This window comes from Paenibacillus sp. WLX2291 (assembly GCF_046603665.1).
In the GTDB taxonomy this organism is placed as follows: Bacteria; Bacillota; Bacilli; order Paenibacillales; family Paenibacillaceae; genus Saccharibacillus.
In genome coordinates, this window is record NZ_CP176755.1 from 3,579,486 (window position 1) to 3,599,434 (window position 19,949).

Annotated in this window: 17 protein-coding genes; 1 reads left to right on the plus strand and 16 read right to left on the minus strand. The window is 44.9% G+C overall.

All coding sequences use genetic code 11. The annotated features are described in order from the left end of the window. Positions 1–80: 80 nt before the first annotated feature. From ACDE64_RS15290 to ACDE64_RS15310, 5 genes are all read right to left on the minus strand, one after another. Positions 81–1,130, minus strand: a complete 1,050-nt coding sequence (locus ACDE64_RS15290; protein WP_411347393.1) for a threonine aldolase family protein — start codon at positions 1,128–1,130, stop codon at positions 81–83. Next, positions 1,117–1,578: a MarR family winged helix-turn-helix transcriptional regulator gene (locus ACDE64_RS15295; RefSeq protein WP_411347394.1), complete on the minus strand. Its 462-nt coding sequence runs from the start codon at positions 1,576–1,578 to the stop codon at positions 1,117–1,119. Before ACDE64_RS15295 ends, ACDE64_RS15290 begins: the two co-directional genes overlap by 14 nt. A 378-nt stretch (positions 1,579–1,956) precedes the next feature. Beyond that, on the minus strand, positions 1,957–2,496 hold the full coding sequence (locus tag ACDE64_RS15300; RefSeq protein ID WP_411347395.1) for a VanZ family protein: 540 nt from the start codon (positions 2,494–2,496) through the stop codon (positions 1,957–1,959). Positions 2,497–2,871: 375 nt separating this feature from the next. Continuing rightward, positions 2,872–3,357 (minus strand): hypothetical protein, encoded by a 486-nt coding sequence (locus tag ACDE64_RS15305; protein ID WP_411343005.1) that lies wholly within the window; start codon positions 3,355–3,357, stop codon positions 2,872–2,874. Between the two features lie 269 nt (positions 3,358–3,626). Beyond that, positions 3,627–4,061, minus strand: a complete 435-nt coding sequence (locus ACDE64_RS15310; RefSeq protein ID WP_411343006.1) for a hypothetical protein — start codon at positions 4,059–4,061, stop codon at positions 3,627–3,629. Between the two features lie 1,066 nt (positions 4,062–5,127). Between ACDE64_RS15310 and ACDE64_RS15315 the strand changes: the two genes are divergently transcribed. Next, positions 5,128–5,997: a helix-turn-helix domain-containing protein gene (locus ACDE64_RS15315; protein ID WP_411343007.1), complete on the plus strand. Its 870-nt coding sequence runs from the start codon at positions 5,128–5,130 to the stop codon at positions 5,995–5,997. Between the two features lie 1,008 nt (positions 5,998–7,005). Here ACDE64_RS15315 and ACDE64_RS15320 read toward each other — a convergent pair. The 11 genes from ACDE64_RS15320 to nusB form a co-directional block, all read right to left on the minus strand. After that, complete coding sequence (locus ACDE64_RS15320; protein ID WP_411347396.1) at positions 7,006–8,109, minus strand: DUF2167 domain-containing protein; 1,104 nt, start codon at positions 8,107–8,109, stop codon at positions 7,006–7,008. Between the two features lie 323 nt (positions 8,110–8,432). Further along, positions 8,433–9,251: a sporulation transcription factor Spo0A gene (spo0A, locus tag ACDE64_RS15325; protein WP_411343010.1), complete on the minus strand. Its 819-nt coding sequence runs from the start codon at positions 9,249–9,251 to the stop codon at positions 8,433–8,435. Positions 9,252–9,648: 397 nt separating this feature from the next. Then, positions 9,649–11,388 (minus strand): DNA repair protein RecN, encoded by a 1,740-nt coding sequence (gene recN, locus ACDE64_RS15330; protein ID WP_411347397.1) that lies wholly within the window; start codon positions 11,386–11,388, stop codon positions 9,649–9,651. A 130-nt stretch (positions 11,389–11,518) separates the two neighbouring features. Continuing rightward, positions 11,519–11,968, minus strand: a complete 450-nt coding sequence (ahrC, locus tag ACDE64_RS15335) for a transcriptional regulator AhrC/ArgR (RefSeq protein WP_411343012.1) — start codon at positions 11,966–11,968, stop codon at positions 11,519–11,521. 433 nt (positions 11,969–12,401) lie between these two features. Further along, positions 12,402–13,277, minus strand: a complete 876-nt coding sequence (locus ACDE64_RS15340; protein WP_411347398.1) for a TlyA family RNA methyltransferase — start codon at positions 13,275–13,277, stop codon at positions 12,402–12,404. 210 nt (positions 13,278–13,487) lie between these two features. After that, a complete protein-coding gene (gene dxs, locus ACDE64_RS15345; protein ID WP_411347399.1) occupies positions 13,488–15,389 on the minus strand; it encodes a 1-deoxy-D-xylulose-5-phosphate synthase in 1,902 nt (633 codons plus the stop codon). Positions 15,390–15,719: 330 nt separating this feature from the next. Beyond that, entirely contained in the window at positions 15,720–16,571 is an 852-nt protein-coding gene (locus ACDE64_RS15350) for a polyprenyl synthetase family protein (RefSeq protein WP_411350310.1), read from the minus strand. Between the two features lie 43 nt (positions 16,572–16,614). Beyond that, the gene (gene xseB / locus ACDE64_RS15355; protein ID WP_411343015.1) at positions 16,615–16,875 is read right to left on the minus strand and encodes an exodeoxyribonuclease VII small subunit; all 261 of its coding nucleotides are present in this window, start codon (positions 16,873–16,875) and stop codon (positions 16,615–16,617) included. Continuing rightward, entirely contained in the window at positions 16,844–18,229 is a 1,386-nt protein-coding gene (gene xseA / locus ACDE64_RS15360) for an exodeoxyribonuclease VII large subunit (protein WP_411343016.1), read from the minus strand. Before xseA ends, xseB begins: the two co-directional genes overlap by 32 nt. 14 nt (positions 18,230–18,243) lie before the next feature. Beyond that, positions 18,244–19,101 carry a bifunctional methylenetetrahydrofolate dehydrogenase/methenyltetrahydrofolate cyclohydrolase FolD gene (gene folD / locus ACDE64_RS15365; RefSeq protein ID WP_411347400.1) on the minus strand — a complete coding sequence of 286 codons (858 nt, stop codon included), beginning with the start codon at positions 19,099–19,101 and terminating at the stop codon, positions 18,244–18,246. Positions 19,102–19,321: 220 nt separating this feature from the next. Next, positions 19,322–19,774, minus strand: coding sequence for a transcription antitermination factor NusB (nusB, locus tag ACDE64_RS15370; protein ID WP_411346810.1), 453 nt, complete (start codon positions 19,772–19,774; stop codon positions 19,322–19,324). Positions 19,775–19,949 lie beyond the last annotated feature (175 nt).

Here is a 19,949-nt window from a genome sequence, read left to right on the forward strand (position 1 = left end):
GCGAATGGGACATGTATGATTTGAGACGGTATCCCATTGCAAATGGTGTGACGTACTGTTGCAGGCTATCTTTCAGGATGTTATTTTCCTTGCTGTTCCAGCGCTTCAATATCCCGCACCAGCTCATCGACCTGTGCTGGATTCGTTGCCCAGCTCGTACAGAAGCGAATAACGCTATGCGTCTCATCGACCTTTTCCCAGAATGAAAAGGAGTATTTCGCACGCAATTGTTCCAATAGACGATCAGGTACAATCGGGAACTGCTGGTTGGTGCTGGAATCGTAACGGAACGTAAAGCCGCGACTAGCGAAGGCTTCACGGATGCGCAGCGCTTGCTGTACGGCGTGCTGCGACACCTCCAGATACAATCCGTCTTCAAACAGCGTTTCGAACTGAATGCCAAGAATACGCCCTTTGGCAAGCATGCCACCACGTTGCTTGATAAAATAACGAAAATCCTTTTTCAGCGCATCCTTCACGATCACAACCGCTTCACCCATAAATGCACCAACTTTGGTACCACCGATATAAAAGACATCGCACAGTTTCGCCAGCTGCGGCAAAGACACGTCATTGTCCGGCGAAGCGAGCGCATACCCAAGACGTGCACCGTCAATAAATAGTGGCAGCCCACTGTCGCGACATACCTCATACAGCGCCTCCAGCTCAGCGCGACTATAGATCGTTCCATTCTCCGTCGGCTGGGAAATGTACACCATACCCGGCTGCACAATATGCTCGTGAGTCACATCGTTCCAATGATCGTCATACGTTTGTTGCACCTGAGCAGCAGTGATTTTGCCATCGTCGCTAGGCAAAGTGATCACCTTATGCCCAGTTGCTTCAATCGCGCCCGTTTCATGCACAGCAATATGCCCGGATACCGCAGCGACTACGCCTTGATGCGGTCTAAGAATAGCAGAAATGACCGTCGTATTCGTCTGTGTACCTCCAACGAGGAATTGTACCTCTGTATGTTCATTCTCGCAGGCACGTCGAATATGCTGTCTGGCAAGTTCGCAATATTCATCCATGCCATAACCGCTCGTCTGCTCCATATTCGTTTGTACCATCTTCTGTATAATGCGCTCATGTGCGCCTTCGGTATAGTCACTCTCAAATCGTATCATGTTCCATCCGCTCCAATTGGTCTAATTTATGTTCAATCTCTCGCATTGATGCATGCAGCTGTATTAGCTCCTGCTCCGGCAAAGCCTGAAACAAACGAATAATCTGCTCATCGGATTTGTCATTTAACTCGTTGTACAATTGCTGCCCCTTCGCTGTCAAACGAAGCAGGCTGACGCGCTGATCGTCCTTGGACGGCTGACGCGACAGAATCTGCAATTTGACCAATCGATTAATGATACGGCTCATATAACTGCGGTCAATATTGAGACTACTTACTAATGTATTGGCGATACATGGCTCCATCATCCCAATCTCAACCACGACACGCGCCTCAGCAAATGAATATCCGCTATCCAATACATGGCTGTTCAGCACGCCCAGTGTATTCGTATACCGGCGGTTGAAACGGCGTATATCCGCAATCATATTGTCGTCCACATGAATCACTCCCTTATAGCTGCCATTCCATTAGTGGACTTCGTCCACAATCAAGCTGTATGTATCATAAAATTATTTGTGGACATTGTCAACAAAGTTAAATCATTATTATACATAGCCTGTACGAAACAGTACCGATCCATCTCGCTGTATATATTTCTTATCTACTATTGTTGTTGATCTCGCTGTCCATCATCCTGTGTACGTTTATCATTATTGCGATTATGCTCGCCTCATTCATCACATATTGCATATCCAATGATCAAACCCACATTCAAATACAAAAAAGACAGGCTTTATCTGCCTGTCTTCCACACGATCTACTATATGATTTATTATCTGTATTCTATGATCTATTATCTCTATTCTGGAACTCTCATGCCATGATTATGCAAATCGCAACCCCTGCTTTTGGCTGCTTCGCTTCCGGATCAGAGCATAGATCAAAACGACCAACACAATACCTATCGCATCAATCAACGTATCTGCAAAATGCCCGGTACGTCCTGTAATAAACGTCTGATGCCACTCATCACTACAAGCATAGATGTAAGCGATGATTCCACCCCACACTAGAGGCTGGTACGTAGAACGCATCCATTGACTTAATAAGCGAATCAGCAAAAACGTCAATACAGCAAACTCACTCACATGCCCGCCTTTGCGTATAAAAAATTCCCAAAAATCGTACGGCTGCTGTCCGCTCACAGTGTACCCGTCATACGTAAACTCTAGCGATGGTGTCAATGCCGCTAATGATGGCTCCGCAATCCACGATGCCAGCAGTGGCTTCATATCCTGCTCCTGATACGGCTGATTCGACATTGCAAAAATAAATGCCATCCATCCTAGTGTCAGCAATAACCAGATGATCAACGGCACGATACGCGGACGTCGATCATGATAAGACGAATGCGTCGATAACATATCGCATCCTCCTTCCAACTGTTCATCATGCACATGAATTGTCCATCCCCAAAGGACATCGTAGCCTGCACATTTCGCTTGCAATATCACGTAATTGCGAAATGTATTCAGCTATCCATTCCTGTGCATGTATACAACTCTATACGGTAGATGACCGCTGCATATGTACGCAAATCACATACACTACCCCTAGTTTCTGTTGACTCCTTCTTCCGTGGACTGTCCGTATCCGCTGACCTCATAATAACCTAACTTATTAAGTCAAAAATTGCTACCAGAATGAAAACAGTCTGTCTACATCATGCCGAATACATGCGCAGTTTTATCCAATAAACCGGCAGTAAGATAGCAGTCATAGTACAGACTGTCGCTATATTATTCAATCGGAGCGCGTTCCACAAAATATTTGTTGGTCATATAAAACGCTTCACCGCGAGAAGTTTCTACTTTGCCTTTTTTCGGGTCCAAAAAGACGATTTCTTTACATTTGGTACAATACCATTTGGTCCGCATAAACGGCGAATCCGTTGTATAAGCGGTGCCACATTTGCAATCCACTTTGATCAGAATCTCGTTTTGCTTGTACGCACTGCTCAGATGTTCCTCTTCTTCTGGTTGCTGATTAGGTACGATTACACGCTGGTAATCAGAGAATTGATTCTGTACTTTGAAATCGGCAACCAGCTCTGGATTCAAACCAAAAAATTCTTTGCCTATACTGGTTACATAACGAGTATTCGTTCTGTAGCTTTCCAGCCATTCTTCAATCTGCTGGTTGGATAAAGGCACAGTGCCTTTGATTCCGCTGTTCAAGGTGTAAGTCATGATGTGCAACGCGTCACTCTGTTTGCTTGAGTACATTAGAAACCTCCTCTTTCTTCAAAAGCTAATGTACTACAAAATATCATTTTAATCAAAGCGTGAATTTAACTAAAATTCCATGTTATTCAATTCGCAATCAGCTTTGATTGTATTCAGGATATTTGGCAGTCTGGCATAGAAGGTCAATGGGAACGTATATTCATCAAGTGCGTAATCCCATCTCCAACGTCTCATCAGCTTCGTTCATTTTTATAAAAATCAATCATGATTCACATGCTGTTTATTTACGGTTAGGTTATGATGCTTAATTATATAAGGTCGCCTGTATCCACTGTCCAGTTTATCTCATTGCGGCGAAGCCAGAGCTGTACAGCATCGTGCAAATGGAGCGCAAATTGTTTCTTCTCTACCTCATTCACCCTGCAAAAATGATCCACCAGATGATACTTTTCAATCCAGCCATTCAGATCTGCAAAACCGATATGCTTGATCATATGACACTGGAAGCACAGGGATTGAAAGCCGGTCAGATGCTGAATCTCGTGTTGCTCATCAAATGCCCACATTTCATGACAGTGCAGTTTATGTATGTCATGTCCTTTCTTGCGTCCGCAGATGACACAGGCATATCCGTCACGTCGCTGAATTGCCTGACTGAGCTTCTTCCATCGGTAAGGAGTAAGACGGCTACGCACATTCACATTCATCGTAGGTAAGGGAATCAATTCAATTTGTAGTTTCATGGCTATATCCTCAAAATTAATGCGGTTAAACTTTTACGTACAGACATGCTATTGTACACTGAATATGCAAGGTCGTCCAATCCGTAAATGTGCAGACCTCACAATCACCCTATTATCTTCATTTTTACCAGATAATATATGTTATTATTGTACTGTATGTAATAGGGATTATACATGAAATCGATAAAATTTCACCTGTTATTTGTGCGTTTATGCAAATTTCCCGAAAGTTCAGGTCTCATTTCCTACAGATGTTCATGTTTCAACGGAGTACTAACATCGAGATCGATTTTTTTCTTTTTTTTGTAAATAGCACTAGATGTTTATGTAAACCTATGCTAAACTATCCCCATACAGAAAGGAGGTGCGTCAACATCAATAATCACATGTTGAACGCGTCCTTTACCCAAACCGAGGTTCTGGTGTAAGAACCAGAATTTCCGGTCGGCGCGGGATGCGGTCAGTTTCAAAATAGCGCCATCTGGGTTAGAAAGGTCACCTGCGGGTGGCCTTTTTATTTTGTCTTTTTACGGCTCATATGGATGGAATAGATAGGGACCGGTTCCATTTTCCAAATCTAAATCCATTTCCATATGATTACATCCCCTGAATACATTTCAAAAAGCGATCCCACTTTGCCGAAACGATACACCACCTGTACTGTCTATGCTATACCGCGAAGTGACTTGGCATTCTATTTATTTGTTTCGGCATTAAAACTGCAATTACATCATCCTGTTATTCATATTGCATATCTGGTAAAACAGTTGTTTAATCCTGTTTCTTCCTATTAATATGGATTTCATAATTGTCCCTTCACACCTCTCATTTCATTATCGTTTTCCTCTTTTCGTCCTTCTTGCTTACTTCCTTTTTCAAATACATTTACAAAAAAAATAAAAAACAACAGATGAAGTGTACATGAATGAATTGATAAATTCAAAGATAACGCTTACAATTTAGTTATGCTTTTAACGGGTAACTGATTCAATTACTGTTGTATTGGAATAAGGAGTCCAGCTGACTTCGTTATTCCGCATGCTACCTATGCAGGAGGAAGATCATTATGATGAGTTACTGGGAAAAAGCATCACATGCATGGACAGAAGATTCAACTCGCCTTATACTCACGCCGTCTTCTACTGCACAGGCCTACTACTTTTACGTTCAGGAAATCGGGCATTTGAAGACGTCCGCGCCGTTTGCTACTGATCGCGAGCATCTCCATTCCTATCTCATTTTGTATACATTATCTGGACGTGGCAAATTACGTTATCATGGTCAGCAGTACACGCTGACGACAGGCGACCTGTTCTTTATTCAATGTAGCGAGCCGCATCGTTATGAGACACTGCCCAATGAAGAATGGGAGTTTCTGTGGCTGCATGTGCGTGGTGTAGCGATGGATGGTTATTATGGGCCATTTAGCCAGCGTCAATTGCCAGTATGTCATCCCGCTGAGCATTCAGCTATACCAGAGCTCATGAATCGATTGTTGAATGTACAGACACCCCGTAATAACAAAACCGAGCTGATTAGCTCACAGCTGATTGTGCAGTTGTTGACTGAGATTTTGCTTACTTCTATTTATGCAGGCGAAAAGCATAATGGCATCCCTGCACCGATTCTTGATTTGCAATCTTATCTGGAAAAGCATTATACCGAACCGATCACATTGGACGATCTAGCAAAAAAATACGCTACCAATAAGTTTCAACTAAGTCGCGATTTCAAGCAGCATATTGGATTGCCCCCTATTGAGTACCTGATCAATATTCGCATCAATGCTGCCAAAAACATGCTTCGGTATTCCGACAAAAGCATTCAGCAGATCGCAAGCGAAGTCGGCATTTATAATGTGTCGCATTTTATCAATCTGTTCAAAGCACGAGTCGATTGTACGCCATTAGCGTATCGAAAAGAATGGACACATTGATGCAAGCACATAATATTGGGCATCAAGCAAATAAATGAATGAATGGACGAATGGACGATTATAAACGAATAAAAGATCATGAACGAACAGAAGATATGGGTAGAGATGTAGGAAATCATATAATTCTGCGGATGTGTAGAGAATAGTATAATTTCACTTTTTGCTTTTTGTCTTCTACTTTTCTACTTTTTATCTTCCACTTTCTACTTTCTATCTTCTACTTTCTATCGTATAGTAATTGACTGCTACAAGATATATACAAAAAGTCGTTTCCCAACTTGCTCTGCTGATTAGCTTCAGATCAGGCAAGGAGAAGAAACGACTTTTTGTATGCGGCGGCGGCTGCTGATAGATAGAATTATACATCACGTATGCGAAAGTCTATCATGCAAAAACACTATGTTATATCACAACTCCTATCGTGCACCACAGCTTCTATTATGCATTTGAACACCTATCATATATTCCAATATGCGCGCTGTATAGAATCGTCTACTAGACTCGCTGCAATATATGAGAGATTTAGTCATTACATAGATAGACCCGCTTCATTGCATCCAATTGCTCATTGGAAGAATAAAATATCACTCAGTTTCCAAGTACCGAAAAACAGCAGTACGCCCACTGCATATGTACCTAGCACGAGCACCCACGCATTTGTCTTTTCCATATCTATCCCTCCGTCCCTGTCCAGTCTGTGTACAGATATATTTATTATATACGTTTAGTGAAGCACAAGCGAATCAGCTATATACAAAATTGGGCTTGTATAGATTATATATGGATAGTAATCGTTCATATGAATGATTACTATCCATCATTCGTTCTATTCTCCCGACCGTTAACAGAAATATTCCTCCTATTGTTCGGACGTCTATTGCGAATCAAATCATTCAATACATAGTTAAATGCTGTATGAAATGAACCATTGAACGAATCGTTTCGGCATATAGAGAAAAGATAAGCTTATACTACTAATCTTTCATTTTCATTCTGTTTAGGATCTGATTACTTTTCGTCTGATGATGCCGACGGTTTTTCTTGTACTAGCGGTGCCATAGGCTGAGCGGGTTTTGGACGCCGAATGGGAAGCTCATTTTGCTGATAATCCCGAGATTGGATCTCTTCAATCATCAATTCATGTTCAAGATCACGTTTAGCGCCGTTACGCTTATATAGATAGATGCCTACGGCGATGAGTGCGACGATGTACCATAACTTTTTGACAAAGAAATAAAAGCTGTATTTATGTGCAGCTCCAATTCCTGCTCCACTCGCAATCAAGCCTTGCAATGTCATTTTGGATACATGATCTTGATTAGCGATGTAGCTGTCATAGGTTGAGCCGGACTGAATGCGTATATGAGGTAAAATAGATTGGTTTAATATGCCCGTATCGTAGGCATAATGATCGCGAGTCGTAATCATTAAAACACTGATATAACCAGTACGTGTAAGTATGCGTGCATTGTAATTAAATACTTCATCCGATGGATCACTGACCATCATGAGGTCCCAGGACAATGTACGGGTTGGACGATCATATTTGGGCACTTGCCCCCAACCAACAACTTGTAGCTGTTTGTCCGCAGCCGCTTTTTTATTTTGTTCTTCTATATCACGACGATACGTAGATAGCAGCTCTTGAGAATCAATCTGCTTATAATCCGTATCTAGAATATGCCCGGATTCGACATACTGCAAAATAATCCAAGCATCGGTTTTAGGAATATTGATCACTCCTAGCATAGAACCATTGAGCAGATCATCAGTATCCAGAAACTTCGTAAAAGCAGCCGCATCTTGACCATTCATATATTCCAGATCTTGAGTCAGTTGGAATGAAGCGATAGTATCGAGCTGCACAGTCGCTGGCGCTACTTGCACATGATATGTAAAAGAATTATTCTCTGTATTGCTTTTGGAATCACCTTCGTAGATAAGTGTACGTTCTTCTTGCTGCTGCGTGTTTTGCTGAGTATTACTTGATGATGGAGAAGATTGATCTTGCGATGCTCGGTCAGTTGAAGCATATGTAGTCGCTGTAAAAGGCATCATTGATACAGTCAATGATAATAACAGCAATAGCTTCCATATCATACTTCGATTCAAAGGCTAGCCTCCTGTATGTTGTAGTCTACATTTTAGATACATTCTATACACGAATGTCCAGTGTTTGTGATCCATTGTTATTCAAGCATCGGACAATTGATTTTACCTCATTATACTGATTTTTGAAATAACAAAAACCGTCAGTAGCTATAACTGACGGTTTCAGTCGATTGATCTATACAGTATGAGTTTTGCAGTTTGCAGTTTGCAGTTTGCAGTTTGCAGTTTGCAGTTTGCAGTTCAATTGTACTCAGCTGGACCTTTGTTGTCTCGTATTATTTTCTACATCCATCTTATTGAAGTAGACATCGCAAACATCCGAATCAGTTCGGAACTTTGTGCTCAATGCGCAATTTGTCTGCCACCATGGCAATGAATTCGCTATTAGTTGGTTTGGATTTGCTGATATTGATCGTATAGCCGAATAGATGGCTGATGCTGTCAATATTGCCGCGTGTCCAAGCAACTTCGATGGCATGACGAATCGCACGTTCTACACGGGATGGTGTTGTTTTGAATTTCTCAGCAATAGCGGGATACAGTGTTTTCGTAATAGAGCCAAGGATCTCAATGTTGTTATACACCATGGTGATCGCTTCGCGCAGATATTGGTAGCCTTTAATATGAGCGGGTACGCCAATCTCATGGATGATTGCTGTAATGCTAGCATCCAGATTGCGTCCTTTGGACTGAATAGCAGCAGACTTATTGGAATTCAGGCTCATATTGCTTGATCCAACATTATTGCTCACGGTTACAGGTTGACCCACCAGCTGGCGCACACGACTTACGAGTACTTCCATATCAAATGGCTTCAAAATATAATACGAAGCGCCAAGCTGTACTGCACGCTGTGTAATGTTTTCCTGACCAAAAGCTGTTAGCATAATAATCTTCGGTGAAGGATTCAGATTCAGATCACGTAAGCGTTCTAGTACACCTAGACCATCGAGATGCGGCATAATAATATCGAGAATCAGTACGTCTGGTAGTACGGGTAGATTCTCAATCGTCTTCAGCACTTCTTCGCCGTTAAATGCAATACCGGCTACTTCCATATCTTCTTGACTAGAAATATAATCAGCCAACATATTCGTAAATTCGCGGTTATCATCAGCTAGTAAAACTTGAATATTGGACAAGGTATTTCCTCCTCTGCGATCGGTATATGCTTCGCTACTGTATGAATAATTCTCATACCTATCATTCGCCAAAATCGAACGAAAAGGAACGAAAAATTTGAAATAAAGCGCTCATATCCTCATATTATATGTAATTCGACATTTCTGATGTAATACCTTCTGTCGAAAATAGAAAACGCATAAATTTCCCAATTCTTCTATACAATGTATCGTTTAAGATACAATACGATATATACTTCACATCACCGTTTCGAATGTTCAGAACAAGGCATGATTCCGAATCATTCTACCATGATCAAAAAGAATAATGAAAAAGGAAGCCTACCTTGAAAGGCAGGCTTCCCGCACCGCTTGATCTGTACTTCATTATAAAATTGTTCAATACAGCGGTAGATATTCAGTGAACCGCATAGATAGCGCCATCTTTGCGTGCTTCAGCCAGCTTGAGCATCTCAAGCGCATGGTGATTCGTTTTCTCTGTAATCTCAACTCCGCCTAGCATACGAGCCAACTCATCCACACGTCCATCTTCATGCAGCGATACGACACGTGTTGCTGTACGATCGGCAATGATCTGTTTTTCGATCAAATACTGATGATCTGCCATACAAGCAACTTGCGGCAAGTGAGTAATGGAGAATACTTGGCATTCGGACGATAATTTGAACAACTTCTCGGCAATCGACTGCGCCGCACGACCGCTTACACCAGTATCCACCTCGTCAAATACGAGTACAGGAACCTGTTCATGGCGGGCAAAGATGCTTTTCAGTGCTAGCATAATACGAGACAGCTCACCACCGGAAGCGATTTTGCCCATAGGACGAAGCGGCTCACCCGGATTGGCAGAGATTAGGAATTCGACGTTGTCCAGACCTTGACGTGTAATGCGAATATGGCGACCGTTGCATTCTACACCGTTAGGATCATCCATATAATCCATCTTCACACCCAGTGACGTACGCTGCATTTGCAGATCTTTCAATTCGGCTTCTACTTGTTTTGCCAATTCATCTGCTGCTTCACGGCGCAGCTTACTCAGCTTGCTACCGGTTTCGAGCAGTTGAATACGCAATTTATCACGTTTGGCACCCAGTTTGAGTAGGTGCTCATCTTTGTTTTCAAGCAGATCGGTTTCACGTTTGATCTTTTCGTAGTACTCCAGAATTTGTTCAACGTTTTCGCCATATTTACGACGTAAGCCTATCAACAGATTCAGACGGGATTCTACTTCTTGCAGTCGTGAAGGATTGAACTCGATATTTTCCTGATATCCACGCAGCTGGTATACGACATCTTCCAGCTGATAATAAGCAGACTGTAACTGCTCAACTACTGGATCCAGATTTTTGGAATCATAACGTGCCACATCGCTTAGGCGTGAGAGCGCCACACTGATTGCACCCATTGTGCTGTCACCATTGAGAGTATGATATCCGCCAGCTACCGCTTCCATCATTTTCTCGCTATGTGCCAGACGCAAGCGTTCTTCTTCCAATAACTCGTCTTCACCTGGTTTGAGGTCAGCTGCTGCGATTTCTTCCAGCTGAAAACGATACAAATCCATCATTTGATATGCTTTCTGGCTATTTTCTTGCAATTCGCGCAGTTCACGTCCGACCTTAATATAGGCGCTATATTGCTCATTATATTTGAGTTTGACCGGAGCGATCTTCACATCGCCAAATGTATCCAGCAGACCAAGATGGCGTTCCGGTTTCATAAGCGATTGGTGCTCATGCTGTCCGTGAATGTTGACGAGCTGCTCGCCTACTTCACGTAGCATGGATAGATTAACGAGCTGCCCATTGATACGAGCTGTACTTTTGCCGCTGCTGGTCACTTCACGACGAATAACCAGATGTTCTTCCGCCGTGCCTTGAATACCGAGGCGCGATAACGTGGACCAAACAGGATGAGAAGAGCGCAGTTCAAACAGCGCTTCCATCTCTGATTTGTCGCAGCCATAGCGAACGATCTCCGCTGAGCTTCTGCCACCTGCAATAAGACCGAGCGCATCAATGATGATCGATTTCCCGGCTCCGGTTTCACCGCTTAGCACATGGAATCCTTTATGAAAGTAAACGTCGATTTCTTCAATAACAGCCAGGTTTTTAATGCTCAGCATGACCAGCATGCAGATCACTCCTTCTCGTCATAGGAACTGACGATCAATCGCTATGCCCCGTGGAGTCGGATATCTGCAAGCCAGCATACGTATACAGGCAATAATTGAAAACATCGACATCTTACGGTCTTATCTTCTGTTAAGAGATAAAGCCCATAATCTGTTCGATTACTTTCTGGCTGTCTTCAGGTGTACGACAGATAATTAGCATCGTGTCATCCCCAGAAATGGTTCCCATGATCTGCGACCATTCCATGCTGTCCACTAGCGAGGCAATCGAGTTTGCCGTACCGGGAAGGCATTTCATTACAACCAGATTGTTTGTGTAATCAATTTGCAGAAAATTATCCACCAGCGCACGTTTTAGCTTTTGCACCGGGTTATAGCGTTGATCGGTTGGTAAAGAATATTTATATCGTCCATCGTCTGTCGGAATCTTGATCAATAACAATTCTTTGATGTCACGGGATACGGTTGCTTGAGTTACCTGAAAGCCTGCCTGACGCAATGCTTCAACCAGATCATCCTGAGTTTCAATATCCTGATGTGTAATAATTTCTCGAATCTTAATATGTCGCTGTCCCTTCATAAAGACCTCCGTTGGTAGTATGCTCTATAGTTATTATGCAAATGACCGTTATGATGAATGAGTGAGAATACCGGTTTGAATCAATACCGGATTCTATATTTATTCGTCCTGATGCAGGTATATTCCTTTTTGATCTATCAAATTGGAAAATCCTGTTCATCATAACTTGATCGCAAATTTAGCTCGCACATTACCCTATTGTAACATTCAGAACGGAAAGGTCCAAACCCCTCATGTGATAACTTCAGGGCGGAACGTTCGTTCTCATTATATAGGAATATCTGTTCGTAAATCAATAGCCAAATTTGAATTTGGATCATTAAATTTGTCAACTTTTGTATATATTGCGTAGTGGCGCGGGCTGAGTGCACATGTGAACGCAAAAAGACCCGTACCGGCATGGGTGCCCTTGTACGGGTCTTGGTGAATGATTCTATTTTACTCTTTCGCTTGCTCCCCCACGAAAACGATGGGATGCTTCTGCGGCGGTTTGTACAGCTAATGTCTTGATATCGGTCAATATTGGTTGTGATTGCCGCTGTTCATCCTCTGCATACTCGTCTGTCGATGGCAGATGCCAGTGCGCCAGAAACTCAATATTCCCTTCACCACCGGTGATCGGTGAGAAGGTTAATCCATGCAATTCATAACCAAGTTCCTGCGCGAAGCCCAGAACAGTTTCCAGTACTTCCTGATGCACTTTGGGATCTCGTACAACGCCAGTTTTACCGACTTTCTCACGTCCAGCTTCAAACTGCGGCTTGATCAGCGCTGCCACATCAGCAGGGCGTGCCAGTAATTCCTTGAGTGGTGGTAGCATCAAACGCAACGAAATAAACGAAACATCAATACTGGCAAAATTAGGCACAGGTCCTTCCAATTGTTCCGGCGTCATATAACGGAAATTGGTCCGCTCCATCACATGTACCTGCGGATGATTACGTAGCGACCAATCCAGCTGATTGTACCCTACATCAATGGCATATACATATTCCGCACCATGCTGTAGTGCACAATCGGTAAAACCTCCGGTAGACGAACCGATGTCTAACATTGTACGTCCCTGCATATCAATACCAAAATGACTAATCGCCTTTTCCAGCTTTAATCCGCCACGGCTTACATACGGATGTACAGCTCCTTTGACATTGAGCGCAGTATCACGAGGAATTTTCATGCCCGGCTTTTCCAGACGCTCTGTTCCACCATATACAAGCCCTGCCATAACGGCTGCTTTTGCTTTTTCCCTACTTTCGTAATATCCCTGTTCGACGAGCAGGACGTCGAGACGTTCTTTGTCACTTGCCATGCGTTTTAGCTCCTGTACGGCTTACCGTATTTTTATTCATATTCAAAGTATACATGAAACAGCAAACGAAGCGGAAAGGAAATCCTTCCGCTTCGATCTACCGCTATATAACGACTTTGTTTGTCGTAATCAGTATCTTACTAATGACCGCCATTCATTATGCGTATTTATAGCGCGCTAATGTATGATTGGTGGTGCTTGCACATCTGCTCAGACCGAGTTTTTCTGGAAAGTCCAAGTTTTGCCCGGTGCAAGTGCTTTTAACGAAGCAGCGATATGCTCTGGAGTCAGCCCAGCTTCGCGCTGTTGATCCTTGATGCTGCCATGCTCGATAAACTCGTCTGGAATGCCCATCAGACCGACCGTTGCATCATGCAAACCGCGTGCTGCATAGAATTCCAGCACCGCACTACCCATGCTACCTGCCTGCGATACTTCCTCAACGACCAACATGCGTGTGCCGCTATTAGCAAGTTCCAGTAGCATCTCTTCATCGAGCGGCTTCATGAAACGTGCATTAACAACCGCTACATTCATACCGTCGCGTTTGAGTTCTTCAGCTACTTCAAGACCCATTTGTACCATCGGACCGGATGCGATAATGGCATAATTCTCGCCTTCGCGCACTTTTTCCCATTGACCGATTGGAATCGGCATCAGCTGTTGATCCAGCGGTACGCCAAGACCGTTAATTCGTGGATAACGATAAGCGATTGGACCATCATTGTATTCCAGCGCCGTCTTCATCATATGGCGCAGTTCATTTTCATCCTTCGGCATCATAATAACCATATTCGGAATATGGCGCATAAAGGCAATATCGTACACACCCTGATGCGTCTCACCATCCGCACCGACAAACCCAGCGCGGTCAATCGCAAACATTACATTGGCATTATGACGACAAATATCATGCACAATCTGATCATACGCACGCTGCATAAAGGTCGAATATACCGCATAGACCGGCTTCATACCTTCCATTGCAAGCGCTGCGCACATTGTTGCCGCATGCTGTTCAGCAATACCGACATCAATCATACGATCCGGGAAACGAGCCGCAAATGGGAACAAGCCCGAGCCGCCCGGCATTGCCGGAGTAACTGCGACGATACGCTCGTCCTGCTCTGCCAGCTCGATCAGCGTCTGACCAAATACTTCGGTATACATCGGATGACCAGCAGCTTTGACGACCTGACCGGATTCGATTTTGTATGGCGTAATGCCATGCCATTTGTACGAATCGGCTTCAGCTGGCAAATAGCCTTTACCTTTGATCGTTACGATGTGAATGAGTACCGGGCCATCTACGTTGTCCGCTTGACGGAACGTTTCCAGCAGTTTCGGCAGATCATGCCCATCTACTGGGCCAAAATACGTAAAACCCAGTTCTTCGAACAAAACGCCGGATACCATCGCGTATTTGAGTGAATCTTTTAGCTTTTCTGCTGTTTTGGCAATTTTGCCGCCAATCGCTGGAATTTTCTTGATCAATTGTTCCACTTCGTCTTTGGCACGGAGATAGCCTTTGTCGGAACGGATTTTGCCGAGATATTTGTGCATTGCGCCCACGTTTGGAGCAATCGACATCTCGTTATCGTTGAGCACGACAGTCAGTTTGCGCTGCTCATGACCGATATGGTTCAGCGCTTCAAACGCCATTCCGCCAGTCAGAGCGCCATCGCCAATTACAGCTACGACTTTGTTATCTTCCTTTTTAAAATCGCGTGCGAGCGCCATGCCCATCGCCGCCGACAGCGATGTACTGCTATGTCCGGCTTCCCAAACGTCATGTTCGCTCTCGTTGCGTTTAACAAAGCCACACAATCCTTTGTACTTGCGCAGCGTATCAAAACGATCCATACGTCCGGTCAGTACTTTGTGCACATACGCCTGATGTCCAACGTCAAAAATGAATTTGTCTTTCGGGCTATCATATAGATAGTGCAGCGCCAGTGTTAGTTCCACGACGCCTAGATTGGAAGCTAGATGCCCTCCGGTTACCGACAATTTTTCAACCAGAAACTGACGGATTTCTACCGCCAGCTCGGTCAACTGTTCTGTTGTTAAATGTTTTAGGTCATTTGGTTGATGAATCTGTGGAAGCAGCACACCATTTCCCCGCTTTCCTGTGAGTATCGTAACGGCACTCCAATGTTGTTTGCATGCAGGTTCCATGCCATTGATCTGTTTTATACGTTTTATAATTACTTTCCACTATACCACAAGCGCAACATTTTACGAAATCTGACACTGTTCTTGATCATCGTTTAACAGAGCAGCATCATGTATATGCAGTGTGCTGATATAGTCTGTACATAACGGGGTTCCATATGCAGATCAGGGAAAGCATGATGTATAGCATCAAACACGGTCTAGTACCGGTTATCGGGTGCCTTGCCTGTTGTATATTGGAGAAACCTTATTGGCTATACGTAACCATTAATGATCGCGTTGCACCAGATAATCGGCGATTTCCTCCAGACGGCTGGAGTCTGTAAGATTGGCTTGTTGTAACGCATCTTTGGCACTTGCAGTCAGTCTGGCGACTTCTTGTTGCGAAGCTTCCAAACCGATGAAATACGGATACGTTACCTTTTGCAGCTTGCTATCGCTCTGCGTTTTTTTACCAAGCTTGGCTTCGTCGCCAATCACATCGAGAATATCATCCTGAATCTGGAAAGCAAGACCAATATCGGAGCCAAAGCGGCGCAGCGCTTCCAGTTGTTCGTCGGTTGCACCAGCAGTTCGCGCGCCAGCAGTCAGGGAAAACATGAATAGGTCAGCTGTTTTGTGCAAATGAATATATTGCAGCTGTGCGAGTTCTGTCATGCCTTGCTCGCCTTCCATATCGGCAACCTGTCCACCGACCATACCGCGCGGACCTGCGTATTCTGCCAGATCGCGCACAATATGCAGTGCAGCTTCAGCACTTACACCGTGTTGTACGGAACAAGTAGCAGCATGAAACGCGTGAGTCAGCAGGGCATCACCTGCGAGAATCGCCATCGCTTCGCCGTATACTTTATGGTTGGTCAATTTGCCGCGGCGATAATCGTCATCGTCCATCGCTGGCAAATCATCATGAATGAGCGAGTACGTATGTACCATCTCCACTGCACTCGCTACCGGAGCAGCCGCTTTCCGGCTTCCGCCGAGCGCTTCTGCTGCGGCAATGACGAATACGGGACGCAGACGCTTGCCGCCCGCCATGAGCGAATACAACATCGATTCTTTGAGCGTACCCGGTACTTGCCAATCTTCCGGCAGAAACTGCTTCAACTGCTGCTCCATAAATACGGAAATATCGTTGATATATGATGTCAGCTCCGGACGACTACTCAATGATTTCACCGCTTTCCGCAGCATCAAAAGGCTTCTTGCGCAGTTCGCCATCTTCCTCGACGATCATTTCAATTTTGCGTTCGACTTCTTCCAATTTGGAGCCGCAAACCTGCGACAGCTTCATCCCTTGCTGAAACAGATCAATCGCCTTTTCCAGTGGGACATCGCCATGTTCCAACTCGGATACGATTTCTTCCAGTCGATCCATCGCCTGTTCAAAGTTAAGCTCCTGTTCCTTTGCCGCCTTCGCCATCGTTGTGCGCCTCCTCTATCGTGAATACATTACAATGCAATTGTCCATCTTCCAGATTCACCTTGATCATATCGCCCGGTGCTACCTGATTGACCGATTTGATCAGCTGCTGTTCCGGCTCGTCGTAAACGAGACTATATCCGCGCGCCATAACTTTGAGCGGACTAAGCGCATCCAGCTGCTTGAGACCAAAGCCCAGCTTCTGTTGCTTTTGCCGCAGAATTTGCTGCATACGTAGCTCTAGCTGACGACGAGCAGAATCAGTACGCCGCTTCGCATATACTAACTGATCCTGTGGATTATGACGTGCCAGACGTTGATTGAGTCGACCGAGACGTTCGCGCTGAATATGTCCACGCCGCTGTAAACTGGACGTCAGACGACGCTCCATCAGATCAAGCCGAGTCATATGCTGTACCAGTTGTCGCTGCGGATGAAGCAGTGCCGGTGAGCGCTTGAGTCGATTCAAACGATCACGCTGACGCTGGGACAAACGCAGCAATCCCTGACGCAGCTGGCGACGCAGTTGTCCGATCTGGGCTTTTAATTCATTCATACTTGGTACTGCCAACTCGGCAGCCGCCGTCGGTGTTGCCGCCCGCAGATCAGCTGCAAAATCGGCAATCGTAAAATCCGTCTCGTGACCGACAGCAGAGATAACCGGGATCTTCGAGCCGACGATCGCGCGTGCGACGATTTCCTCGTTAAACGCCCAGAGTTCTTCTAGCGAGCCACCACCGCGACCGACGATCAGCACATCAGCTTCGCCGAGTGAATTAAGATCGCGAATCGCTTTGACGATAGATGGCGCTGCGCCTTTGCCTTGTACCAACACTGGATACACTACGATCTTCACGACCGGATACCGCCGACGCAGAGTAATGACGATATCACGTACCGCTGCACCAGTCGGTGATGTAACGACGCCGATCGTACGCGGATACTGCGGTAAATCCCGTTTGCGCGAAGAATCGAATAGTCCTTCATGCTCTAGCTTCTGCTTGAGCTGTTCATACGCCAGATATAGACTGCCAATACCATCCGGCTGCATCTGAGTCGCATAAAACTGATACTGCCCATCTCGTTCATACACCGAAATATAACCACGTGCAATGACACGTGCGCCTTCTTTTGGAATAAATGGCAATCGCTGATTGTACGATGCAAACATAATACTTTTGATCCGACTGCCTTCATCCTTTAGCGTAAAATACATATGCCCGCTCGAATGGTGCGTGAAATTGGAAATCTCACCCCTCAGCCAGACTTCGGAGAGCAGCGAGTCAGACTCCATTTTCATACGGATATATTTATTGATCTCCTTGATGGAGTATATGCGCTGCTGTTGCTGCATGTAAGCCGCCTTTCTCAGTTCAGGCCATACGCGCGTCTTGCAGCCACCAGCGTATTTTGCATCAGCATGGTGATTGTCATTGGACCAACGCCGCCCGGAACCGGAGTGATTGGACCGGATACTTCCTTCGCACTTTCAAAATCAACATCGCCCGCCAGTTTGCCGTTTTCCAGGCGATTCATACCTACATCGATGACAACTGCACCCGGTTTGATAAAGCTGGCATCGACAAAGTTAGCACGACCGATTGCCACAACAAGCACGTCCGCTTGCTGCGTCAGCTCCTTCATATTAGCTGTGCGGGAATGACACATCGTAACGGTAGCATTCTCGCGTTGCAATAGCAGAGATACCGGTTTACCGACAATATTGCTGCGTCCAATTACAACCGCATGCTTGCCAGACAGATCAATACCAGTACGTTTGATCATCTCAATCACGCCTGCCGGTGTACATGGCAGCAAACTATCGTCGCCGATCACGAGATTACCGACGTTGATTGGGTGGAATCCGTCTACGTCCTTGATTGGAGAAATCGCGTCGATGACTGCTTTTTCCTCAATATGCTTTGGCAATGGAAGCTGGACGAGAATGCCGTGAATATTGTCCTGATTGTTCAGCGTATCGACCAATGCAAGAAGTTCCTCCTGCGATGTTTCTGCCGACAGACGGTGTACTTCGGAATAGTAGCCTAGATCATGGCAGGTCTTTTCTTTATTGCGTACATAAACCTGTGAAGCTGGGTCCTCGCCAACCAGCACGACTGCCAGTCCGGGTTGAGCACCCTGTGCTTTCATTTTCTCCACTTCCTGCTGGATATCCTGACGGATGTCCTTCGAAATCTGTGTACCGCTAATGATTGTTGCTGCCATGATAAATCGCTCCTTTAACATTGAAAAATGGTATGATGCACGGTAATCCTGTGTATACACGTAACTTTTGCAATGACCTGATGCGGAATAACACTCATGCTGTGGACAATCGTAGAGCAAGCTTGCTCTATCAGCTATAAACAATAACTCACGTCTGGTTACAACCGAATATGACGTGTGAAACCAAGAATATAAGATAAAATACTGTGCGTACTTTCGCTTACTGCTGTTTGCCTTTGAGCTTATCGAGATCTTGAATCATTTTACCAAGTACGCCATTCACGAATTTGCCCGATTCCTCTGTACCAAAGTGCTTGGACAATTCAATCGCTTCATTGACTGCAACCTTCGCCGGTACATCTTCGGTAAAGACCATCTCATACACTGCCAGACGCAAAATCTGACGATCGACACGAGACAGACGGCTAACTTGCCAATTCTTCAAATAATCGACCAGCAGCCCGTCAATTGCTTCACGCTGACTCCATGCGCCGTTCACAACGCCCAGCACATACGCACTCAGCTCCGCTTCATCCCGTACTTGAACGTCCGATTCATTATCCGCAGCCGCTTCCTCTAGCAGCATCTCTACCGCTTCCTCTGCCTGCACCTCATTCATTTCCATCTGATACAAACTTTGCACCGTAATCTCCCGCGCCAATCTTCTTTTAATCGCCATCTACTTCATATCCTCCCGCAACCACCCGCAGTCCAAGACCTCCAACAATACCCGGTCGCCATAACCTCACGCCCTACTGCCTTCAATCCCATCCCACGACCATTGCCTCTTTAATTGTGTGTAATCAACTCAAACCATCCATATCCCAAAACCTCAAACCAAATTCCAA